Origin of the sequence: Pseudoroseicyclus tamaricis (assembly GCF_012070395.1) — a bacterium.
GTDB lineage: Bacteria > Pseudomonadota > Alphaproteobacteria > Rhodobacterales > Rhodobacteraceae > Pseudoroseicyclus_A > Pseudoroseicyclus_A tamaricis.
Window position 1 is genome coordinate 171,026 of the sequence record NZ_JAAFYS010000002.1, and the last position, 18,547, is coordinate 189,572.

The 18,547-nt window shown below is 70.7% G+C and carries 15 protein-coding genes; 9 read left to right on the forward strand and 6 right to left on the reverse strand.

Annotated elements, in window-relative coordinates:
- Positions 1 to 26: 26 nt before the first annotated feature.
- The 7 genes from GY170_RS07145 to GY170_RS07175 all read left to right on the forward strand — a co-directional run bounded on the left by GY170_RS07145 (position 27) and on the right by GY170_RS07175 (position 8,646).
- Positions 27 to 1,130, forward strand: coding sequence for an NUDIX domain-containing protein (locus tag GY170_RS07145; protein ID WP_163891510.1), 1,104 nt, complete (start codon positions 27 to 29; stop codon positions 1,128 to 1,130).
- A 52-nt stretch (positions 1,131 to 1,182) separates the two neighbouring features.
- Positions 1,183 to 2,217 (forward strand): cysteine synthase A, encoded by a 1,035-nt coding sequence (locus GY170_RS07150; RefSeq protein WP_163891512.1) that lies wholly within the window; start codon positions 1,183 to 1,185, stop codon positions 2,215 to 2,217.
- A complete protein-coding gene (locus GY170_RS07155) occupies positions 2,214 to 4,691 on the forward strand; it encodes a DUF3772 domain-containing protein (protein WP_163891514.1) in 2,478 nt (825 codons plus the stop codon). The genes GY170_RS07150 and GY170_RS07155 overlap by 4 nt, the downstream gene beginning before the upstream one ends.
- A 571-nt stretch (positions 4,692 to 5,262) precedes the next feature.
- Positions 5,263 to 6,276, forward strand: a complete 1,014-nt coding sequence (gene dusA, locus GY170_RS07160) for a tRNA dihydrouridine(20/20a) synthase DusA (RefSeq protein ID WP_163891516.1) — start codon at positions 5,263 to 5,265, stop codon at positions 6,274 to 6,276.
- A 164-nt stretch (positions 6,277 to 6,440) separates the two neighbouring features.
- The gene (locus GY170_RS07165; protein WP_163891518.1) at positions 6,441 to 7,262 is read left to right on the forward strand and encodes a sulfite exporter TauE/SafE family protein; all 822 of its coding nucleotides are present in this window, start codon (positions 6,441 to 6,443) and stop codon (positions 7,260 to 7,262) included.
- A 63-nt stretch (positions 7,263 to 7,325) separates the two neighbouring features.
- Positions 7,326 to 7,838: a DUF2937 family protein gene (locus GY170_RS07170; RefSeq protein ID WP_163891520.1), complete on the forward strand. Its 513-nt coding sequence runs from the start codon at positions 7,326 to 7,328 to the stop codon at positions 7,836 to 7,838.
- A 103-nt stretch (positions 7,839 to 7,941) separates the two neighbouring features.
- Complete coding sequence (locus tag GY170_RS07175) at positions 7,942 to 8,646, forward strand: ThuA domain-containing protein (protein ID WP_163891522.1); 705 nt, start codon at positions 7,942 to 7,944, stop codon at positions 8,644 to 8,646.
- A gap of 167 nt (positions 8,647 to 8,813) precedes the next feature.
- On the opposite strand, the gene trpE is transcribed toward GY170_RS07175, so the two are convergent.
- From trpE to GY170_RS07190, 3 genes are all read right to left on the reverse strand, one after another.
- Positions 8,814 to 10,322 carry an anthranilate synthase component I gene (gene trpE, locus GY170_RS07180; protein WP_163891524.1) on the reverse strand — a complete coding sequence of 503 codons (1,509 nt, stop codon included), beginning with the start codon at positions 10,320 to 10,322 and terminating at the stop codon, positions 8,814 to 8,816.
- 7 nt (positions 10,323 to 10,329) lie between these two features.
- Entirely contained in the window at positions 10,330 to 12,165 is a 1,836-nt protein-coding gene (locus tag GY170_RS07185; RefSeq protein ID WP_163891526.1) for a peptidylprolyl isomerase, read from the reverse strand.
- 200 nt (positions 12,166 to 12,365) lie between these two features.
- Positions 12,366 to 13,535 (reverse strand): aminotransferase, encoded by a 1,170-nt coding sequence (locus GY170_RS07190; protein WP_163891527.1) that lies wholly within the window; start codon positions 13,533 to 13,535, stop codon positions 12,366 to 12,368.
- 367 nt (positions 13,536 to 13,902) lie between these two features.
- Between GY170_RS07190 and argE the strand changes: the two genes are divergently transcribed.
- Both argE and GY170_RS07200 read left to right on the forward strand, forming a co-directional pair.
- Positions 13,903 to 14,994 (forward strand): acetylornithine deacetylase, encoded by a 1,092-nt coding sequence (gene argE, locus GY170_RS07195; protein ID WP_163891529.1) that lies wholly within the window; start codon positions 13,903 to 13,905, stop codon positions 14,992 to 14,994.
- A gap of 86 nt (positions 14,995 to 15,080) precedes the next feature.
- On the forward strand, positions 15,081 to 15,995 hold the full coding sequence (locus GY170_RS07200; RefSeq protein ID WP_235924078.1) for a DUF1206 domain-containing protein: 915 nt from the start codon (positions 15,081 to 15,083) through the stop codon (positions 15,993 to 15,995).
- Between the two features lie 31 nt (positions 15,996 to 16,026).
- On the opposite strand, the gene GY170_RS07205 is transcribed toward GY170_RS07200, so the two are convergent.
- The 3 genes from GY170_RS07205 to GY170_RS07215 are packed head-to-tail and all read right to left on the reverse strand — an operon-like array spanning position 16,027 to position 18,544.
- The gene (locus tag GY170_RS07205) at positions 16,027 to 16,764 is read right to left on the reverse strand and encodes a proteasome-type protease (RefSeq protein ID WP_163891531.1); all 738 of its coding nucleotides are present in this window, start codon (positions 16,762 to 16,764) and stop codon (positions 16,027 to 16,029) included.
- A 36-nt stretch (positions 16,765 to 16,800) separates the two neighbouring features.
- Complete coding sequence (locus GY170_RS07210; RefSeq protein WP_163891533.1) at positions 16,801 to 17,601, reverse strand: transglutaminase family protein; 801 nt, start codon at positions 17,599 to 17,601, stop codon at positions 16,801 to 16,803.
- A 4-nt stretch (positions 17,602 to 17,605) separates the two neighbouring features.
- Positions 17,606 to 18,544, reverse strand: coding sequence for an alpha-E domain-containing protein (locus GY170_RS07215; RefSeq protein WP_163891535.1), 939 nt, complete (start codon positions 18,542 to 18,544; stop codon positions 17,606 to 17,608).
- Positions 18,545 to 18,547: the final 3 nt, after the last annotated feature.

Genomic DNA, 18,547 nt, shown 5'->3' on the forward strand with positions numbered 1-18,547 from the left:
CAACACTCCCCACGAAACGGAGCGACATGAGCGATCTCTTTCTTTACGGCACGCTGCGCGATGCGGCGCTCTTTGACGCGGTGGCCGGCGAGGGGCCGGGGACGACACGCCCGGCCACGCTGCCCGGCTGGGCGGCCGAGCGGGCGGAGGGCGTCGACCTGCCGGTGCTGGTGGAGCGGGCGGGCGCCGAGGTGGAGGGGGTGCTCGCCGAGGGATTGTCGGAGGCGCAGCGCGCCCGGCTCGACGCCTACGAGTTGCCCTGGGGCTACAGCCTCGGCACCGTCGAGGTGGAGGCGGGGCAGGGGCCCCGGCGTGCCGAGGTCTACCTGCCCCCGGCCGACCAGCTCTCCAGTGGCGAGGCGTGGAGCCTTGCTCACTGGCAGGAGGGCGACGGCCCCCGGTCGCGGCTGGCGGCAGGGGAGATTGAGCGGAACGATCCGCGCCTGAGCCCCGAGGAGCTGCGCGCCCAGTGGCGGATGATGGAGGTGCGGGCCGATGCGCGCCTGCGCGCCGCCGCCGGCGGCCCGGCGACCGTCCGCCACGCCCCGGCGGAGGGGGATTTCTCCGTTCGCCCGACGCGGCCGCTCACCGGCGGCTTCTTCAAGTTCGCCGGGCTGGAGCTGGAGCATCGCCGCTTCGACGGTGGCCGGGAGACCCAGATCCCCCGCGAGGTCTTCACCGGCGTCGACGCCGCCCTCGTCCTGCCGTGGGATCCGGAGACCCGCCTCGTCCTGATGGTCGAGCAGTTCCGCCCGGGCCCCGCCTGGCGGGGCGATCCCAACCCCTGGGTGCTGGAGCCTGTCGCCGGCATCATCGACCCCGGCGAGACACCGGAGGCGTCGGCCCGCCGCGAGGCGGTGGAGGAGGCGGGCATCACCATCGGCAAGATGGAGAAGGCGTTCGGCTACTACTGCTCCCCCGGCACCAACACCGATTTCTTCCATTGCTTCCTCGGCGAGACGCGGCTGGAAAAAGAAGACGTCTGGTACGGCGGTCTGGACGAAGAGGGGGAAGATATCCGCGTCCATGTCATGTCTCTGGAACGGGCGCTCGGGCTGCTCGCGACGGGGGAGATCAACGTCGGCCCGCTTGTCGCCCTGCTTCTGGCCCTGCAACAGCGCACCGCTTGAACCCGGGGCGTCCGAAGCCTAGACCATTAGGCGATCAAAAAGGGCCGCCAACATGAATATTCACGCCGATCTCGCCCACTCGGTGGGCAACACCCCGCTGATCCGCCTGCAAGCCGCCTCCGAGGCGACGGGCTGCGAGATCCTGGGCAAGGCGGAGTTCATGAACCCCGGCCAGTCCGTGAAGGACCGCGCCGCCCTCTACATCATCGAGGATGCCGTGCGCCGCGGCGCGCTGCGCCCTGGCGGCACCATCGTCGAGGGGACGGCCGGCAACACCGGCATCGGCCTTGCGCTCGTCGGCGCCTCGATGGGCTTCAAGACCGTCATCGTCATCCCCGAGACGCAGAGCCAGGAAAAGAAGGACATGATCCGTCTGGCCGGCGCGCAGCTCGTGCAGGTGCCGGCGGTCCCCTACAAGAACCCCAACAACTACGTCCGCTACTCCGAGCGGCTCGCTGCCGAGCTCGCCAAGAGCGAGCCGAACGGCGCCATCTGGGCCAATCAGTTCGACAACACGGCGAACCGCGACGCCCACATCCACGGCACGGGGCCGGAGATCTGGGCGCAGACGGACGGCAAGGTCGACGGCTTCGTCGCCGCCGTCGGCACCGGCGGCACGCTGGCCGGCGTCGGCCTCGCGCTGCAGCCCAAGGGCGTCAAGGTGGCTTTGGCCGATCCCGGCGGGTCGGCGATCTACTCGCTTTATACCGAGGGCGAGGCGAAAGCCGAGGGCACCTCCATCACCGAGGGCATCGGGCAGGGGCGCATCACGGCCAACCTAGAAGGCTTCCGCCCCGACTTCGCCTACAAGATCTCCGACGAGGAGGCCTTGCCCATCGTCTTCGATCTTCTGCAGCACGAGGGGCTCTGCCTCGGCGGCTCGTCGGGCATCAACATCGCCGGCGCCATGCATCTGGCGCGCGAGCTGGGGCCGGGGCACACCATCGTCACCATCCTGTGCGACTACGGCACGCGCTACCAGTCGAAGCTCTTCAACCCCGACTTCCTGCGCAGCAAGAACCTGCCGCTGCCGGGCTGGCTCGAACGGGGGCCGGAATCCATTCCGGGCGTCTTCGAGGACGTGTGAGACGCCTCGCCGCAGGCCGGCGCGCCGGCAGCCTCCTCGCGGGGCTCGTCCTTCTCGTCCTGACACTGCTGGCGCCGCCTCTGGCGGCGCAGGGCCTCGGCACGCTGATCCCCGGCGCCTCCGCCCCGGAGGAGGAAGCGCCGGCGGAGCCAGTGAGCCCGGCGCCGCAGGTCGGCGCCAGCGAGAGCGATGCCCGCGCCGGCCCGCCGGCCCCCGACGCGCGCATCGATGCCGAAGACCTGCAGGCGTGGGAGCGGATCGCCTCCCGCGCCGCCTCCCTCTCCGAGGGCGGATCGGCGAGCGACTTCGCGCTCCGCCAGCTGCGCCGTGAGCTGACCGCCTGGCGCGACCGTTTTCTCGCCGAGCAGACGCTGAACGCCGGCCGCCTCGCCACCATCGACGCGCAGATCGCGGCGCTGGGGCCGGAGGACGCGGATGTCGGCCCCCAGATCGCCGCCCTGCGCGCGCAGCTGCTGGACGAGCGGCGGCGCCTTGCCGCGCCTCGCCTCATCGCCGCGGCCCGTCTGGCGCAGGCCTCCGGCCTTCTCTCCGAGATCGACGCGCTTGCCGGTGTCCGGCAGGCCGAGCAGCTCTTCGCCCGCGGCCGCAGCCCGCTCAACCCCGCCCTCTGGCCCGCCGCCGCGGCGGGGCTGGCGGACGGGGTGCAGGCGGTGACCTCCGAGATCGGCGCGCGGCTGACCAACCCGGCCCGCTGGCAGGAGCTGGGGGACCGGGCCGGAGGACTGGGCCTCGCCCTCCTCGTGGCGCTGCTCTTCCTCTTCCCGACGCGCCACTGGCTGGAGCGGCTCGGCCCGGCGCGGCTGGAGCGCCCGCGCGCCCGGCTCGGCCGGGCGCTGATCGGCTTCGCGCAGCTGCTCCTGCCCATCCTCGGACTGTTGCTCCTTGCCGCCATCCTCGACCAGAGCGGGCTCTTCGGGAACCGCTCCGAAGAGTTGATCGTGCGCATCCCGCAGGCCGGCATCAGCATTATCGCCGCCAACTGGCTGGCCAAGGAGATCTTCGGCCACGGCCCCGCCACCGGCGCCGGCATGGACGAGGCGCAGCGCCACCGAGCTGCCCGCCTCGCCGGCTGGCTGGGCTGGCTCCTCGCCCTCTCGCTCGTCCTGCGTGCCTTCCTGCCCGCGGTGGAGATGGATGGCGAGGTGGCCGCGGTGCTGCGATACCCCATCCACCTGGCGCTGGCGCTGGTGCTCTTCCAGCTCGGCCGGTCCATGTCCGCCGCGCCGGTGGTGGACGAGGAATGGGGCTCGAGCGCCTACCGGCAGGGGCTCCTGCGCTTCCTCGGGCAGGCGGCGATGGCGGCGGCCGTGATCGGCGCCGTGCTCGCCACAGGCGGCTATGCCAACGCCGCCCAGTCGGTCCTCGGCCCGACGATCCTGACGCTGGCGCTGATCGGCTTCGTGGTGCTGCTGCAGCGCCTCGTCGGCGATCTCTACGCCACCCTCGTCGCCGGCGGGGAGGAGACGGGCGACGGCTCCGGCCCGCTCCTGCCCGTGCTCATCGCGCTGATCCTCGCGCTCCTCGCCGTGCCGGTGCTGGCGCTCATCTGGGGCGCGCGGGTGGAGGACCTGATGGACCTCTGGGTGCGCTTCCGCGAGGGCTACACGCTCGGCGAGAGCCGCATCTCGCCGACCGACTTCCTGATCTTCCTGCTCCTCTTCGCCATCGGCTATGCGCTCACCCGGCTCTTCCAGTCGACGCTGCGCGCCGCCGTGCTGCCGCGCACGAGGCTCGATGTCGGGGCGCGCAATGCCATCGTCTCCGGCGTCGGCTACGTGGGCATCTTCCTCGCGGCGCTGATCGCCATCGTCGCAGTGGGGGTGGACCTGTCCTCCCTCGCCATCGTCGCCGGGGCGCTGACGGTCGGTGTCGGCTTCGGCCTGCAGACCATCGTCTCCAACTTCGTCTCCGGCATCATCCTGCTGATCGAGCGGCCGATCTCGGAGGGGGACTGGATCGAGGCGGGCGACCAGATGGGGATCGTGCGCGCCATCTCCGTCCGCTCCACGCGGATCGAGACGTTCGACCGCCGCGACGTCATAATCCCCAACGCCGATCTCGTGGCGGGGCAGGTGACGAACTGGACGCGGGGCAATGCCGTGGGCCGGTTGATCGTGAAGGTCGGCGTCGCCTATGCCGCCGACGCCGGCCGCGTCGACGCTATCCTGCGCGAGATCGCCGAGGCGCAGCCGCAGGTCATCCTCACCCCGCCGCCCCAGATCCTCTTCATGGGCTTCGGGGCCTCGTCGCTCGACTTCGAGATCCGGGTGATCCTGCGCGAGATCGGCACGATCCTGGAGGTGCAGAACAACCTGCACCACGCCATCCACGCCCGCTTCAGGGAAGAGGGGATCGAGATCCCCTTCACCCAGGCCGACCTCTGGCTGCGCAACCCCGAGGTGCTTCCCGGGAATGCGGGGGCGGCGCAGGAGGCAGGGGAAGAGACGCGGTAGGGGGCGGTGCCCGTTCCGTGGGCGTCCGTCGGGGTCGGTTTCCCCCTGCGGTCCTTGGGAGCGGGCGTGGCGGCTGCACCTGGAGCACCTCTGCCCGACCGCCGCCGCTGTTTCCCCCGCGCGGAATCAAGGCCGCAGGCCGCCGCGCGAGCGCCGGCCCGTCCCCGCGGGCTGGCGCTCTGGCTGGTCTTGGTGCCTCGCTCAGAGCGGGGAGGGGCCTGGTTGGCATAAAGCGCTCAGCGGCCAGGTTTGAGCGCCACCCCACGGGCCGGCGTGAGAAGGCAGCCCTGGTTGCGGGAGCAGCAGTGCGTCAAATCACGTCTGTCGTCTGTCGTCTGTCTTCGCAACGGCAACGCGGGGCCGAGCCTAGGGTCTCGCGCGTTTCTCTTGCAACAATTCTTACTGCCGCCATTTGCCGGGCGGGGCGCCAAGCCGTTTGACCTCATATCAGCTCAATAGGAGCTGCAGCCATTCCCGTCCCGCCGCGCCTTGAATTTTCGCCCCGAGCCTGCGAGACGTCGCCCCCATCTTGCGGCACCCCTCCGGCTGTCGCGCTCCGCTGGTGGCTCCGATGCATGTAGGCGACAAACCACAGGTTCTGGACGCGTCCCGCCTCTCCGTCGCCCCCATGATGGACTGGACGGACCGGCATTGCCGCTTCTTCCACCGGCAGCTGTCCTCCCGCGTGCTCCTCTATACGGAGATGGTCACCGCTGACGCCGTCATCCATGGCGACCGCGAGCGGCTGACCGGCTTTCACCCGGCCGAGCAGCCCGTGGCCCTGCAGCTCGGCGGCTCCGAGCCGGCGAAGCTGGGGCAGGCGGCGCGCATAGGCGCCGAGCGGGGCTACCCGGAGATCAACCTCAACTGCGGCTGCCCGTCGGACCGCGTGCAATCCGGCGCCTTCGGCGCGGTGCTGATGACATCGCCGGATCTCGTCGCCGATTGCGCGGCGGAGATGATCGCCGCCGCCCCCGGCGCCGAGATCACCGTCAAGTGCCGCATCGGCGTCGACGAGCAGGAGCCGCGCGAGGTGCTGCCGGACTTCCTCGCCAAGGTCTCCGCGGCCGGCGTCACCCGCTTCACCATTCATGCCCGCAAGGCGTGGCTGCAGGGCCTCAGCCCCAAGGAGAACCGCGACGTCCCGCCGCTCGACTACGCTCTGGTGGACGAGATGAAGGCCGCCTTCCCGGGGCTCCACCTCTCCCTCAACGGTGGCATCGCCTCGCTGGCGGAGGCCGAGGCGGCGCTCGACCGGGGGCTCGACGGCGTCATGATCGGCCGCGCCGCGTATCACAACCCGGCGGAGATCCTCGCCCCCGCGGACCCGGCGATCTGGGGCACCGGGCAGGCGGTGGACCCGTCCGACGCTGTCCGCGCGATGCTCCCCTACATCGAGGCGCATCTCTCCGCCGGCGGCCGCCTGCATCAGGTGACGCGCCACATGCTCGGCGCCTTCCAGGGCCGCCCCGGCGCCCGCGCCTGGCGGCGGATGCTCTCCGAAGGCGCCTCGCGGGAGGGTGCCGGGCCCGAGCTGGTCGAGGCGGCGCTGGCCAGGATCGCGCCCGAGCCGGCCCACGCCTGACGGCAGCCCCTTGGGGCCCGCTGTCTTTGGCCCCAAAAATCCTCGGGGGGCTCCGGGGGGCAGACAGCCCCTTGGTCCCGTCCTCTCCACCCATGCACCGACACCCCATCTGGACCTCCCTGCTCCAACCCGCTTAATGGGGCCGCAACACCGGGGGTACGGGCATGGATATCGGGCTTCTCTTCGCGATGGGCGCGCTGCTGCTCGCCATCGGCGCCTTTGCGGGCCTGCTCGCCGGGCTCCTCGGCGTCGGCGGCGGCATCGTGCTGGTGCCGGCGTTCTTCTATGCCTTCTCTGCGCTCGGCTACGAGTCGGAGGTGCTGATGCAGGTCTGCCTCGCCACCTCGCTCGCCACGATCATCGTCACCTCGATCCGCTCCGTCCTGTCGCACAACAAGCGCGGCGCGGTGGACTGGGGCGTGCTGCGCGGCTGGGCGCCCGGCATCGTCATCGGGGCGCTCGTTGGCGTCTTCGTCGCCACGGCGCTGCGCACGGCGGCGCTGCAGGCGATCTTCGGCATCCTCGCGATGATCGTCGCCGCCTACATGGTCTTCGGCCGGTCGAGCTGGCGGCTGGGGCCGCAGATGCCCACCGGCCCGGCCCGCTGGGCGCTGTCGCCGGGCATCGGGTTCCTGTCGGTGCTCATGGGCATCGGCGGCGGCTCCTTCGGGGTGCCGGTGATGTCACTCTACGGCATGGCCATCCACCGCGCCGTCGCCACCGCCGCCGGCTTCGGCGTGCTGATCGCCGTGCCCTCCGTCGCCGTCTTCCTGCTGACGCCGCTGCCGGCGGAGGTGACGCCGCCCTGGACGATCGGCGCCGTCAACCTCGTCGCCTTCGCCCTCGTCATCGCCATGACGCTGATCACCGCCCCGATGGGCGCGGCGCTGGCGCACCGGACGGACGCGGCCCGCCTCAAGCGCATCTTCGGCCTCTTCCTCTTCCTCGTCGCCGCCAACATGCTGCGAAAGGCCGCCGGCTTCTGACGGCGCCCCTTGCGCGGCGCCCGTGCGGGCCGCAGAGTCCCGCCCGAGCAGGAGGGCAGGGCGATGTTGAAGGTACTCTACCTGGCGGGCGGCGTGGCGGGGGCCATCGGCCTGTCGCAATTCCCCGAATTCTCCCAGCAATACCTGCAGCGCCTCGCCGGGCAGGTGGACGCGCTGACCGTCGTTGTCGCCGATTTCGACGACTCGGCGGTCGAGGCGGGCCTCACCCGGGACGAGGCCATGGCCCAGTACGCCGGCACACCCTTCCTCGACGAGCGGCATGAGGACATGGCAGCAACCTTCGCGCGGCTCGACCGCCTCTCCGCCAACCTCGCCCTCCTGCGCGCCGCCACGCCGTTGGAGCGGCTGGCGATGCCGCACCGCTTCGCCGACCGGGAGCTCCTGGAAGATACCTTCGCCGACTATGCCCCCGCCGTGCCCACCACCACCGCCGGCGCCATCTCCGCCGGGATCGGCTACGCGCTCGGCTGGCTGCTCCTCGCCGGGCTCGTGACGCTGATCCTCTGGCCCGTCCGCCGGATGCGGGGCGCCTCCTCCTCCCGCCAGCGCGCCTGATCCCGCGGTCTTCCCCCGGGGGGCAGTGCCGCCCTCGCGCAGGAGCCGCTTGGCACCCCCCGCCGGGGCGACTAACCTGCGCCGACTTCAACGGGAGGACGACATGAAGGCACTGATCACCTGGGGCGGCTGGCCGGGGCACGAGCCCGACAAGGTCGCCGAACTCTTCCGCGGCATGCTGGCCGAGGCCGGCGCGGAGGTGGAGGTGACGGACAGCCTCACCTGTTTCGACGACGGCGAGGCCTTGCGCGGGCTCGACCTGATCGTCCCGGTCTGGACGATGTCGGACCTCTCCAAGGAGGCGGCGCAGAACGTCTCCGAGGCCGTGGCGCGCGGCACCGGCCTCGCGGGATGCCACGGCGGCATGTGCGATGCCTTCCGCTCCAACGTGCTCTGGCAGTTCATGACCGGCGGCAACTGGGTCGCCCATCCCGGCGGCGACGGCGTGCGCTACCGGGTGCGGATGACCGGCGCCCATGAGCTGACGGAGGGGATCGAGGATTTCGACGTCGAATCAGAGCAGTACTACCTGCACACTGATCCGGCGAACCATGTCCTCGCCGTCACCGACTTCCCGACCGTCAACTGGTACCACGCCGCCAACGGGCCGGTGGAGATGCCGGTGGCCTGGGTGAAGGCCTGGGGGCATGGCCGCGTCTACTACAACGCGCTCGGCCACAAGGCCTCGGTCGTCGCGGACGGGCCGGCGCGGGAGATGCTGCGGCGCGGGCTTCTCTGGGCCGCGGCCGGAAAGCAGGCGTCGGCGGGCGACGTCTCCGACTGGCAGGTGCCCGGAAACCACTACTGACGGGGCCGCCCGGGCGGCGGAAACCATATGGTTTCCGCTCCCGATTTCCATATGGAAATCGGCGCCCGGGGGTCACCGGCGCGCCCTCTGGGCTGGGGGCACGCGGGCCGCAGCCGGGCACGGAAATCGCGCGATTTCCGTGCCGATTTTCGCGCGAAAATCGTGGCCTAGCGGTTGCCGGAGCTGTCGAACTTCGCCGCTTCTTCCGCCGCCCGGCGGATGGCGTTCGATTTGTGCACCGTCTCCATGTACTCGGCCTCGGGGTCGCTGTCGTAGACGACGCCGCCGCCGGCCTGGATGTAGAGCACCTTGTCCTTCAGGATCGCCGTGCGCAGCGCGATGCACATGTCCATGTCGCCATTGGCGCTGAAGTAGCCCACGCCGCCGCCGTAGACGCCGCGCTTCTCGGGCTCCAGCTCGTCGATGATCTCCATCGCCCGCACCTTCGGCGCGCCGCTGACCGTCCCCGCCGGCATGCCGGCGAAGAAGGCCGAGAGCGCATCCTGGTCGTCGGCCAGCTCGCCCACGACGTTGGAGACGATGTGCATCACGTGGGAGTAGCGCTCGACGATGAACTCCTCCGTCGGCCGCACCGTGCCGATCTTCGCGACCCGGCCGACGTCATTGCGGCCGAGGTCGAGCAGCATCAGGTGCTCCGCCAGCTCCTTCTCGTCGCCCATCAGGCTCTGCTCGTTGGCCTTGTCGGCTTCGGGCGTCGCGCCGCGGGGGCGGGTGCCGGCGATGGGGCGGATCGTCACCTCCCGCCCGAAGACCCGCACCAGGATCTCCGGGGAGGCGCCGATCACCTGAAAGCCGCCGAAGTGGAAGTAGAACATGAAGGGCGAAGGGTTGGTGCGCCGCAGGCTCCGGTAGAGCGCGAAGGGCGGCTCGCGAAACTCCTGCGCCCAGCGCTGTGAGGGCACGACCTGGAAGATGTCACCGGCGCGGATGTAGTCCTTCGCCTTCTCCACAGCGGCCTTGTAGGCATCCGGCGTGAAGTTGCTCTGCGGCTCCTCCGCCGGTGCGGCCTCCGCCCAGGTGCGGCTCTCGGAGGCGACGGGCCGGTCGAGGGCGGCGCGGGCATCGGCCACGCGTTCGGCGGCCTGCGCATAAGCGGCGCGGGCGTTCAGGCCCGAGTTCGCCCAGGCGGGTGCCACGAGGATGACGTCGCCCTTCACCCCGTCGAGCACGGCGATGACGGAGGGGCGCAGCATCAGCGCGTCGGGCAGGCCGAGCGGGTCGGGGTTCACGTCCGGCAGGCGCTCCACCAGCCGGATCATGTCGTAGCCGAGGTAGCCGAAGAGCCCGGCGGAGGCGGCGGGCAGGCCCTCCGGCAGGTCGATGCGGCTTTCGGCAAGCACGGCGCGGAGCGCCGTCAGCGGGTCCTCCGCCATCTCCTCGAAGGCCGTCTCGTCATAGCGGGCGGCGCGGTTGATGCGGGCCGTCTCGCCCCGGCACTCCCAGACGAGATCGGGGTTCATCCCGATCATCGAGTAGCGCCCCCGCACCTCGCCGCCGGTGACGCTTTCCAGCAGGAAGGCATTCTTGCCGGCGCCGTTCAGGCGCAGCATCAGCGAGACCGGCGTGTCGAGGTCGGCCGGCAGCCGCATCCAGACAACCTGGTTCTCCCCCTGATCGAATCCGCGGGAGAAGGCGTCGAAGGCGGGCTCTAGCATGGCGAGGTCACTGGACGGAGCTGTTGAGGGAGGCGATGGCGGCCTGGTCGATGGTCACCTCGGTGCGCATCTGCACCGTGTTGTTGAAGATGGTGCTGACATCCTGCGCCAGCGAGGCCTGCATCCGCTCGGTCACGCTGGCGACCTCGGCCTCGTAGGCCTCGCCGCTGCCCTCCGGGCGCTCGATGCGGTCGAGCCGCAGGATGACGACGCCGCTGTCGGAGGCGAGCGGCTCGACGCCGCCCTCCGGCATGGCGAAGAGCGTGTCGACGAAGCCCTCGGGCGCCTCGGCGAGGAAGTCGCGCCGGGTCAGCCCCGCCGTCGTCTCGGCGGCGAGGCCGGCCTCGGCGAAGCTGGCCCCGGCGAGGATCTGCCCGGCCTTTTCGCCGGCGATCTGCGCGAGAGCATCGGCGCGCTGCGCCTGCGTCCAGTCGGTGGCGACCTGCGCGGCCATCTCGTCGAAGGGCCGCAGCTCCGGCTCCAGCACCTCCACGAGGTCGAGCGCGAAGAGCCCGCCATCCTCCAGCTCGCGGATCTCGGGGTAATCCCCTTCGCTCGCGGAGGCAGCGGCGGTGCGGAAGCTCTCGTAGGCGGCGATGCCCTCGGTGCTGCCGGGGAACCAGAGGATCTCCTCCTCCTCCATGGCGGAGTTGGCGGCCAGATCGGCGATCGTGGCGCCGCCGGCGACGAGGTCGCTCAGGCGCTCTCGCTCCTGGTCGATGACGCGGGCGGCGCGGGAGATGGCGAGCTCGTCGCGCAGGTCCGGCATCGCCTCCTCGAAGGTCGTCTCCTGCGCGCCCAGCACAGCGTTGAGGCGGAAGAGGGCGGGGCCAAGGCTCGTCTCCACCGGGCCGACGACATCGCCGGTGTTCGCCGCGAAGACAGGCTCCCCGGCGGCGCCCAGCTGCTCCTGCCCGACATCGCCGAGATCGACGTCCGACAGGCCGAGCCCGCGGGCGGAGACCTCTTCCTCAAAGGTCGTGGAGCCCTCGTCGATGCGGGCGCGGGCGGCGGTGGCGGCCTCCTCGTTGGGGAAGACGAGCCGCTCGACGAGCCGCCGCTCGGGCAGCACGAACTGGTCGATGCGCTGGTCGTAAAGCTCGCGCAGCGCCGCCTCGTCGACCTCAACCTCGTCCGAGATCATGGCGGGCGTCAGCCAGGCGACGGCGAGGCGCCGCCGCTCCGGCCAAGAGTAGCGGTCGGGGTGAGCGTCGTAGTAACTGCGCAGCTCCTCCTCCCCCGGCGCCGGAATGCTGACGCTGTCGGCCGGCACGGTGGCCCACGTGGCGGTGCGCCGCTCCAGGAGCCAGTCGGCGACGCGGGTGCCATAGGTCTGCGGCGGGGCGATGCCGCCATAGACGGCGGCCTGCAGGAGGGTGCGGGACATGTCGTCGCGCAGGCTCTCCTCGAAGGCCTCCTCGTCGAGATTGTTGCGGGCGAGCACGTCGCGATAGGCCTCGCGGTCGAAGCTGCCGGAGAGGTTCTGGAAGGCGGGCACTGCGCGCACCTCCTCCGCCACCCGGTCATCGGGGGCGGAGATGCCGAGCGTGGCGGCCTCGTTGTCGAGCACCCGCTGGGTGACGACCTGCCCGAGCACCGCCTGATCGAGGCCGAGCTGCTGGGCCTGCGCCATGGAAATGTTCGTGCCGAACTGGGCGGAGAGGCTCTGCAGCTGCTCCTGCAGGGCGGCGGTGTAATCCGCCACCGTGATCGGCTTGTCCCCGGCCATGCCGACGCGGCTGGTCCGGCTGGAGAAGCTGGCGCCCCCGAACCCCATGAGACCCACGATGAGCAGGCCGAGGATGATGTAGAGCGCGATATTGCTGCTCTTGCGCTTCGCCATGGCTGGCTCCCTTGCCCGACAGCGCCCCTCCCGGCGCGGCCCGCCATGCATAGGCAAGGGTGGGAGAGGCTGCAAGCGAGGAGAGGGCCGGGATCAACCGGTTGTGGGTCGGAGGGGGCAGGGGCCTTGCCTGCCGTGGGGAGCGGTGGCCATTCCGTCGCCAGCGCCGCGCACCCTAGATCGCCCCGGCAGCCTCTCCGCTAGGCCGCGAACCCCTCCAGCCGGTCGAACAGCACCCCCACCCCCGGCACGTCGAGGTTGGCGAAGGCAATCCGCAGCTGCCGCCGCGCATCCGGGTGGCCCTCCGGCATGAACATCGTCCCCGGCAGCAGCAGCACGCCCGCCTCCTGCGCCAGCCGCTTCGCCAGTGCATCGGAGGCCAGCTCGAACGGGTGCTCCACGTAGGCGAAGTAGGCGCCGCAGCCGAGGAGCGCCCATCCCTTCGCCGCCAGCCGCGGGAAGCCGTCCACGATCGCCTGCCGGCGCGCCAGCACCTCCAGCCGCTCGCCGGCGAGCCAGGGGGCGAGGTTGCGCATCCCCCAGAGCGCGGCCTTCTGGCCGAGCTGGGCGGGGCAGATGGTGACGGTGTCGAGATATTTCTCGACCTCCGCCAGCAGCCGGGCCGAGGCGATCATCGCCCCCACCCGGTGCCCCGTCAGCCGGTAGGCCTTGGAGAAGGAGTAGAGGTGGACGAGCACGTCCGGCCAGTCCGGCCCGGCAAAGAGGTCATGCGGCGCCCCTTCGCCTGAATGGAAGTCGCGGTAGGTCTCGTCGACGATCAGCCGCAGCCCGTGCTCCTTGGCGAGCTCGAAGAAGCGCCGCATCACCTCCGGCGGATATTCCACGCCCGAAGGGTTGTTCGGCGTCACCAGCACGATGGCGCGGGTGCGCTCCGTGATCAGCGCCGCCGCCTCCTCCGGGTCGGGGATCAGGCCCGGGCCTGGGCCGAGCGGCACCGTGCGGATGCCGGCCATGTCGTTGGCCATCTTGTGGTTGAAGTACCAGGGCAGGGGCAGGATCACCTCGTCCCCCTCGCCGCAGAGCGCGGCCATGGCGGCGGTATAGGCCTCGTTGCAGCCCGAGGTGATGGCGACCTGCGCCGGCGCGATGCGCCCGCCGTAGCGGTTGGCGCTCTGGATGGCGACCTCGGCGCGCAGCTCCTCCAGCCCCAACACCGGCCCGTAGAGATGCGAGGAGGGATCGGTCAGCACGAACTCCGCCATCGCCTCCAGCATCGGCGGCGGCGGCGGCGCGACGGGCGCCGCCTGCGAGACGTTGATCAGCGGCGGCTCCTCGGGGCGCCCCTCGACCCAGCGGCGCGCCTCCATGACCGGCGGCGCGAAGGTCTGGGCCGTGCGGGCGGTGGACATCTGGAGCTTCCTTCCGATTTGTGCGCCGGGAGGATGCGGCGCCCGCCCGCCCCCGTCAATCGGCCGCGCCTCCCTCACCCCACGCCCCGTCTCACCGAGCCGCGCGCCGCTTGACCCCGCGCGCCCTGTCTTTGGTGCCAAACATCCCGGGGCCGCCATTGGTGCGCCATTGGTCCGAGCGACAATGGCGATAGGCTGGCCCCCGGTCCCGCCATATCGACCCGCTCCACCGCTCGCTTCCTCGCGCCTATACCGCCGCCGGGGGTCCGGGGGGCGCCTCCCGGCCCCTCAACCCGTGCACCCAGCTTGCCCCCGCGGCGCCACCGTTCCAGTCTGCCCCGACATGGGACCAGTCAAGAGAACCCCGATGAGAGAGGCCGAGATCCTCGCCACCCTCGTGGCCTTCCCCACCGTGACGGACGGGCCGAACGGCGATCTCATCGACTGGGTCTCCGCCCACCTCGCGGATGCCGGCTTCGCCGTCACCCGCATCGCTGCCTCCGCCCCCGGTCGCTCCGGCCTGCTGGCGAAGCTTGGCGCGGGGGAGGGAGGCCTCCTGCTCTCTGCCCATAGCGATGTCGTCCCGCCCGGGGCGGGCTGGTCCACCGATCCCTTCACGCTGACCGAGCGGGGCGGACGGCTGCAGGGGCGGGGGGCGACGGACATGAAGGGATTTCTGGCCTGCGCGCTGGCCCTCGCCGAGCGGCTGAAGAACAGCCCGCCCGCCGCCCCAGTCTCCCTCGCCCTGTCGTGGGACGAGGAGATCGGCTGCCGGGGGATCGCGGAGATGATCGGGCAGGTCGTCCCCGTGCTGGGCCGGCCGGAGCTGGTGGTGGTGGGCGAGCCGACGGGGATGCGGCTGTGCACCGGGCACAAGGGCAAGAACGCCTACCTCGCCACGGCGACGGGGGAGGCGGCGCATTCCTCCCGCGCGCCTTATCACCGCAACGCGCTCCACGGCGCGGCCGAGCTGGTGCTTGCACTGCGGGATGCGCAGGCGCGGCTGCTCGCCGATGGGGCCCGCGACGACGCCTACGATCCGCCCGTCTCGACCATCCATGCCGGCACGCTCCATGGCGGCACGGCGCTCAACATCGTCCCCGACAGGGCCGAGGTGGCGTTCGAGATCCGCCACCTCGCCGCCGAGACGCCTGAGGCGCTGCTCGCGACCATCCCGCTGCCGGAGGGCGTGGAGGTGGCGCCCCTCGGTGCCTATCCCGGCCTCGCCGCCGATGCCTCCGCTCCCGCCATCAAGCGGCTGGCGGGGATGCTGGACGATCCGGCGCCGATCACCGTCTCCTACGGAACGGAAGCCGGGTTCTTCGCCGCCGAGGGGCTCAACACCGTCGTCTGCGGCCCGGGTGACATGGCCGATGCGCACCGGGCGGACGAGAGCATCTCGGCGGCCGATCTGGCCCGTTGCTCGGTGCTTCTGGCGCGTCTTGCGGGGGCGGGCTGAGGCGGGCGAGGGAACTCCCCGGCGGTTGACGCATTGGCTCCCGAAGGCGTGATCGCCCAGACTCAGCCCCGAGGAGCAGCTCGACCATGGCCAACATACTTGATTCCGACCCGAACTCGACCCGCGCGAAGATCCTAGCCAAAACGGATCCAGACGAGTTCGGTTGGGCCGTGAAGTTCATGCGTGCCGGCTATGCCGGGCGCGGGCTCGTCTACCTCGTGGTGGCCGGCTTCGGCTTCTGGTCCGTCGTCCAGGGCGGCGAGGCAGAAGGCACGCAGGACGTGATGGAGCGGCTCGACGGCGGCTGGAGCACGTTCATCCTGCTCCTCATCGCCCTCGGCATGTTCGCCTATTTCATCTGGCGGATCGTCGATGCGATCTGGGATCTCGAGGCCTACGGCTCCGGCGGCAAGGGCATCGTCGCCCGCCTCGGCATGTGCGTGACCGGCCTCGCCCACCTCGGCATCGGCGTGCTGGCTGTGACGGCGCTGATCTCCAGCGCCGGCTCCTCAGGCTCGGGCAGCGGCTCCGGCTCTTCGGGCATCCTCAGCGACATCATGGCGGCGCCGGGCGGCCGCTGGGCTGTCGGCATCGCGGGCCTGCTGACCATCGCAGCCGGCGTCTACTACATCGTGAAAGCGGTGAAGGAGAAATACCGTGAGCACCTGCGGGCCAACCGCTTTACCATGGACTTCAACTGGGCGCTGAAGGCGGGCGTGGCGGCGCAGGGCGTCGTTGTCGGCATCATCGGCCTGCTGATCACGCTGGCGGCGCTCCAGCATGACCCGAGCCAGGCCGGCGGCGTCGGCTCCGCCTTCGACTGGCTCTATGCGCAGCCCTACGGGCGCGTGCTGGTCGGCCTCCTCTGCCTCGGCCTTCTCGGCTTCTCGCTCTTCTGCTTCGTCAACGCGGCCTACCGCATCGTGCCGAAGGCGGCGGACGAGAACATCGAGAGCGTGGCGATCCGCGCCCGCTCCAAGGCCAAGCAGATGACGTCGTAACTGGTGGCCTAACTGGCGGTGACGGGGGCCCTCAGGCCTCCGTCTCCACCTCCGGCAGATGGGCGAAGGCGTTCGTGAGCGCCTCGCTCCACATCTCGGAGATCGCGAGGTAGGTCTCGTCATCCGCCTCGATGCGGCGGATGTCGGTGGGGCGGAAAGAGCCGTTCTCGTAGAGCTGCATGTCCAGCGGAAGGCCAACCGAGAGGTTGGCCTTTATCGTTGAATCGAAGCTCACGTAGAGCAGCTTGGCGGCCTCGGAGAAGGTCATCTCCGGCCGGAAGGTGCGCACGAGGATCGGCCGGCCGTACTTGACCTCTCCGATCTGGAACCACGGCGTGTCCTCGCCGGCCTCGATGAAGTTCCCCTCCGGATAGATCAGGAAGAGCCGCGGCTCGGAGCCGCGGATCTGCCCGCCGACGATGAGCGTGGCGTTGAAGGCGGCATCCGCCCGCTGGCCGGTCTCGGCATGTTCCGCAATCACATCCTTCAGGAGGTTGCCGATCATCCGCGCCACCTGGAACATCGAGGGCATGGAGAGGATGGAGGGCGCCCGGTCCGCCGGGGCCTTCATCCGCTCCTCGAGGTGGGAGACGACCGATTGCGTCGTCGCGAGGTTGCCGGCGGCGAGCAGGGTGACGGCGCAGGCCTCCCCATCGGACCAGGAATACATCTTCCGGAAGGTGGAGATGTTGTCGAGCCCGGCGTTGGTACGGGTATCCGACATGAACACCAGCCCCCGGTCGAGCCGGAGTGCCACGCAATATGTCATTGGATGCCGCCTGACTTTGCCGGGGGTCGCCCGGCGTTACTGTTGCTGCACCTCGACATGGACGGTGAGTCGTTCGCCGCCCGCGCCATGGCGCATGCCAGATACAGGCGCCGCCTCGCCATAGTCCAGCCCGGTCGCGACGCGTACGTAGCGCGTGTCGGGGCACTGGTCGTTGGCGGGGTCGAAGCCGACCCAGCCGAGCCCCTCGACATGCGCCTCGGCCCAGGCATGGGCGGCGTCCTGCTCGGAATTGTCTTCCATGAAGAGATAGCCCGAGCAGTAACGCGCCGGGATCTTCAGCGCCCGGCAGGCGGAAATGAAGACATGCGCCATGTCCTGGCAGACGCCGGTGCCGGCGGCGAGGGCATCCTCCGCCGTCCATGTCACCAGCGACTGGCCGGGCTGGAAGTTCAGGGCATTGTGCACGGCGGTGTTGAGCGCGTGCAGCCGGTCGAGTTCCCCCGCCACGTCGCCGATCTGCGCGGCGAGATGGCGCACGCCGTTGCCGGCGCGGGTGAGGGGGGTGGAGCGCAGGAACATCCACAGGGGCATGAAGCCCCCATGAGCGCCGATGACGCCATGCGTCTCGGTCATCTCGACCTCGCCCGAGCAGCGCACCTCGATGACGTCGGTCCCCGGCTCGAAGGAGATCAGGTCCACCCGGTTGCGGTGGCTGTCCTCGAACCACAGCTCGCGCTTGCCGCCGCTCACCTGCGTCTCCCAGCCGAGGATCGTCTGGCTGGCCATGCTCTTCGGCGTCAGGCGCAGCTGCTGGAGCGCGTAGTTCACCGGCTCCTCGTAATCGTAGCGGGTGATATGCTCGATCTTCAGGCGCATGGGGTTACTCATGGAACCGGTAGTCGCTTTCGATCTGGGCGCCGAGGCGGAAGGCGCGGCCTAGGAAATCCTGGATGAACTCGTGCAGCCCCGTCTCGACCACCTGGTCGACATTGCTGCCGGCGGTGCAGCCGCAGAGCTCCCCGGCGAGGCCGTGGGAGCGGTGCGTCTCGCCGTAGTCCTTCTCGAGGTAGGCGAGGTTGTCGACGAGCTTGCCGGCGCAGAAGGCCAGCGAGCGGGGCATGCGCGTGTCGAAGATCAGGAAGTGGGCGATCTCGCGCGGGCGCACATCCTGCCCGTAGGTCATCCGGTAGGCGCCCTCGGCGGAGACGGAGCGCAGGATGCTCTCCCACTGCACGTTGTCGAGGTTGGAGCCGACGGCGAGGGCGGAGGGCAGCAGGACGTAGTACTTCACGTCGAGGATGCGCGCCGTCGAGTCGGCCCGCTCGATGAAGGTGCCGATGCGGGCGAAGTCGTAGGCGTCGTTGCGTAGCATCGTGCCGTGCATGGCGCCCCGCACGAAGGCGGCACGCTGGCGCACGAGGGCGAGCACGGCGGGCAGGTCCCTCTCCGGCACGCGGCGGGCGAGGGCGCCCTTGAGGGTCATCCACGCCTGGTTCACCGCCTCCCACACCTCGCGGGTGATGGCGGTGCGCACCATGCGGGCGTTCTGCCGCGCCTGCGAGACGACGGACATCACCGAGGAAGGGTTGTCCGGGTCGCGCAGCATCCAGTCGACGGCGAGCTCGCGCGTGACCTCGCCGTATTTCTGGATGTAGCCCTCGTCGCAGGCGGCGGTCTGAAGGATCGAGAGCCATTCGTCCTCATGCGCCGAGCGGGTCAGCGCGATGCGCTGGCCGGCCTCGACGAGGCGAGAGGCGTTTTCGGAACGTTCGAGGTAGCGCGACATCCAGTAGAGGCCGCCGGCGGTCTTGCCCAGCATGCG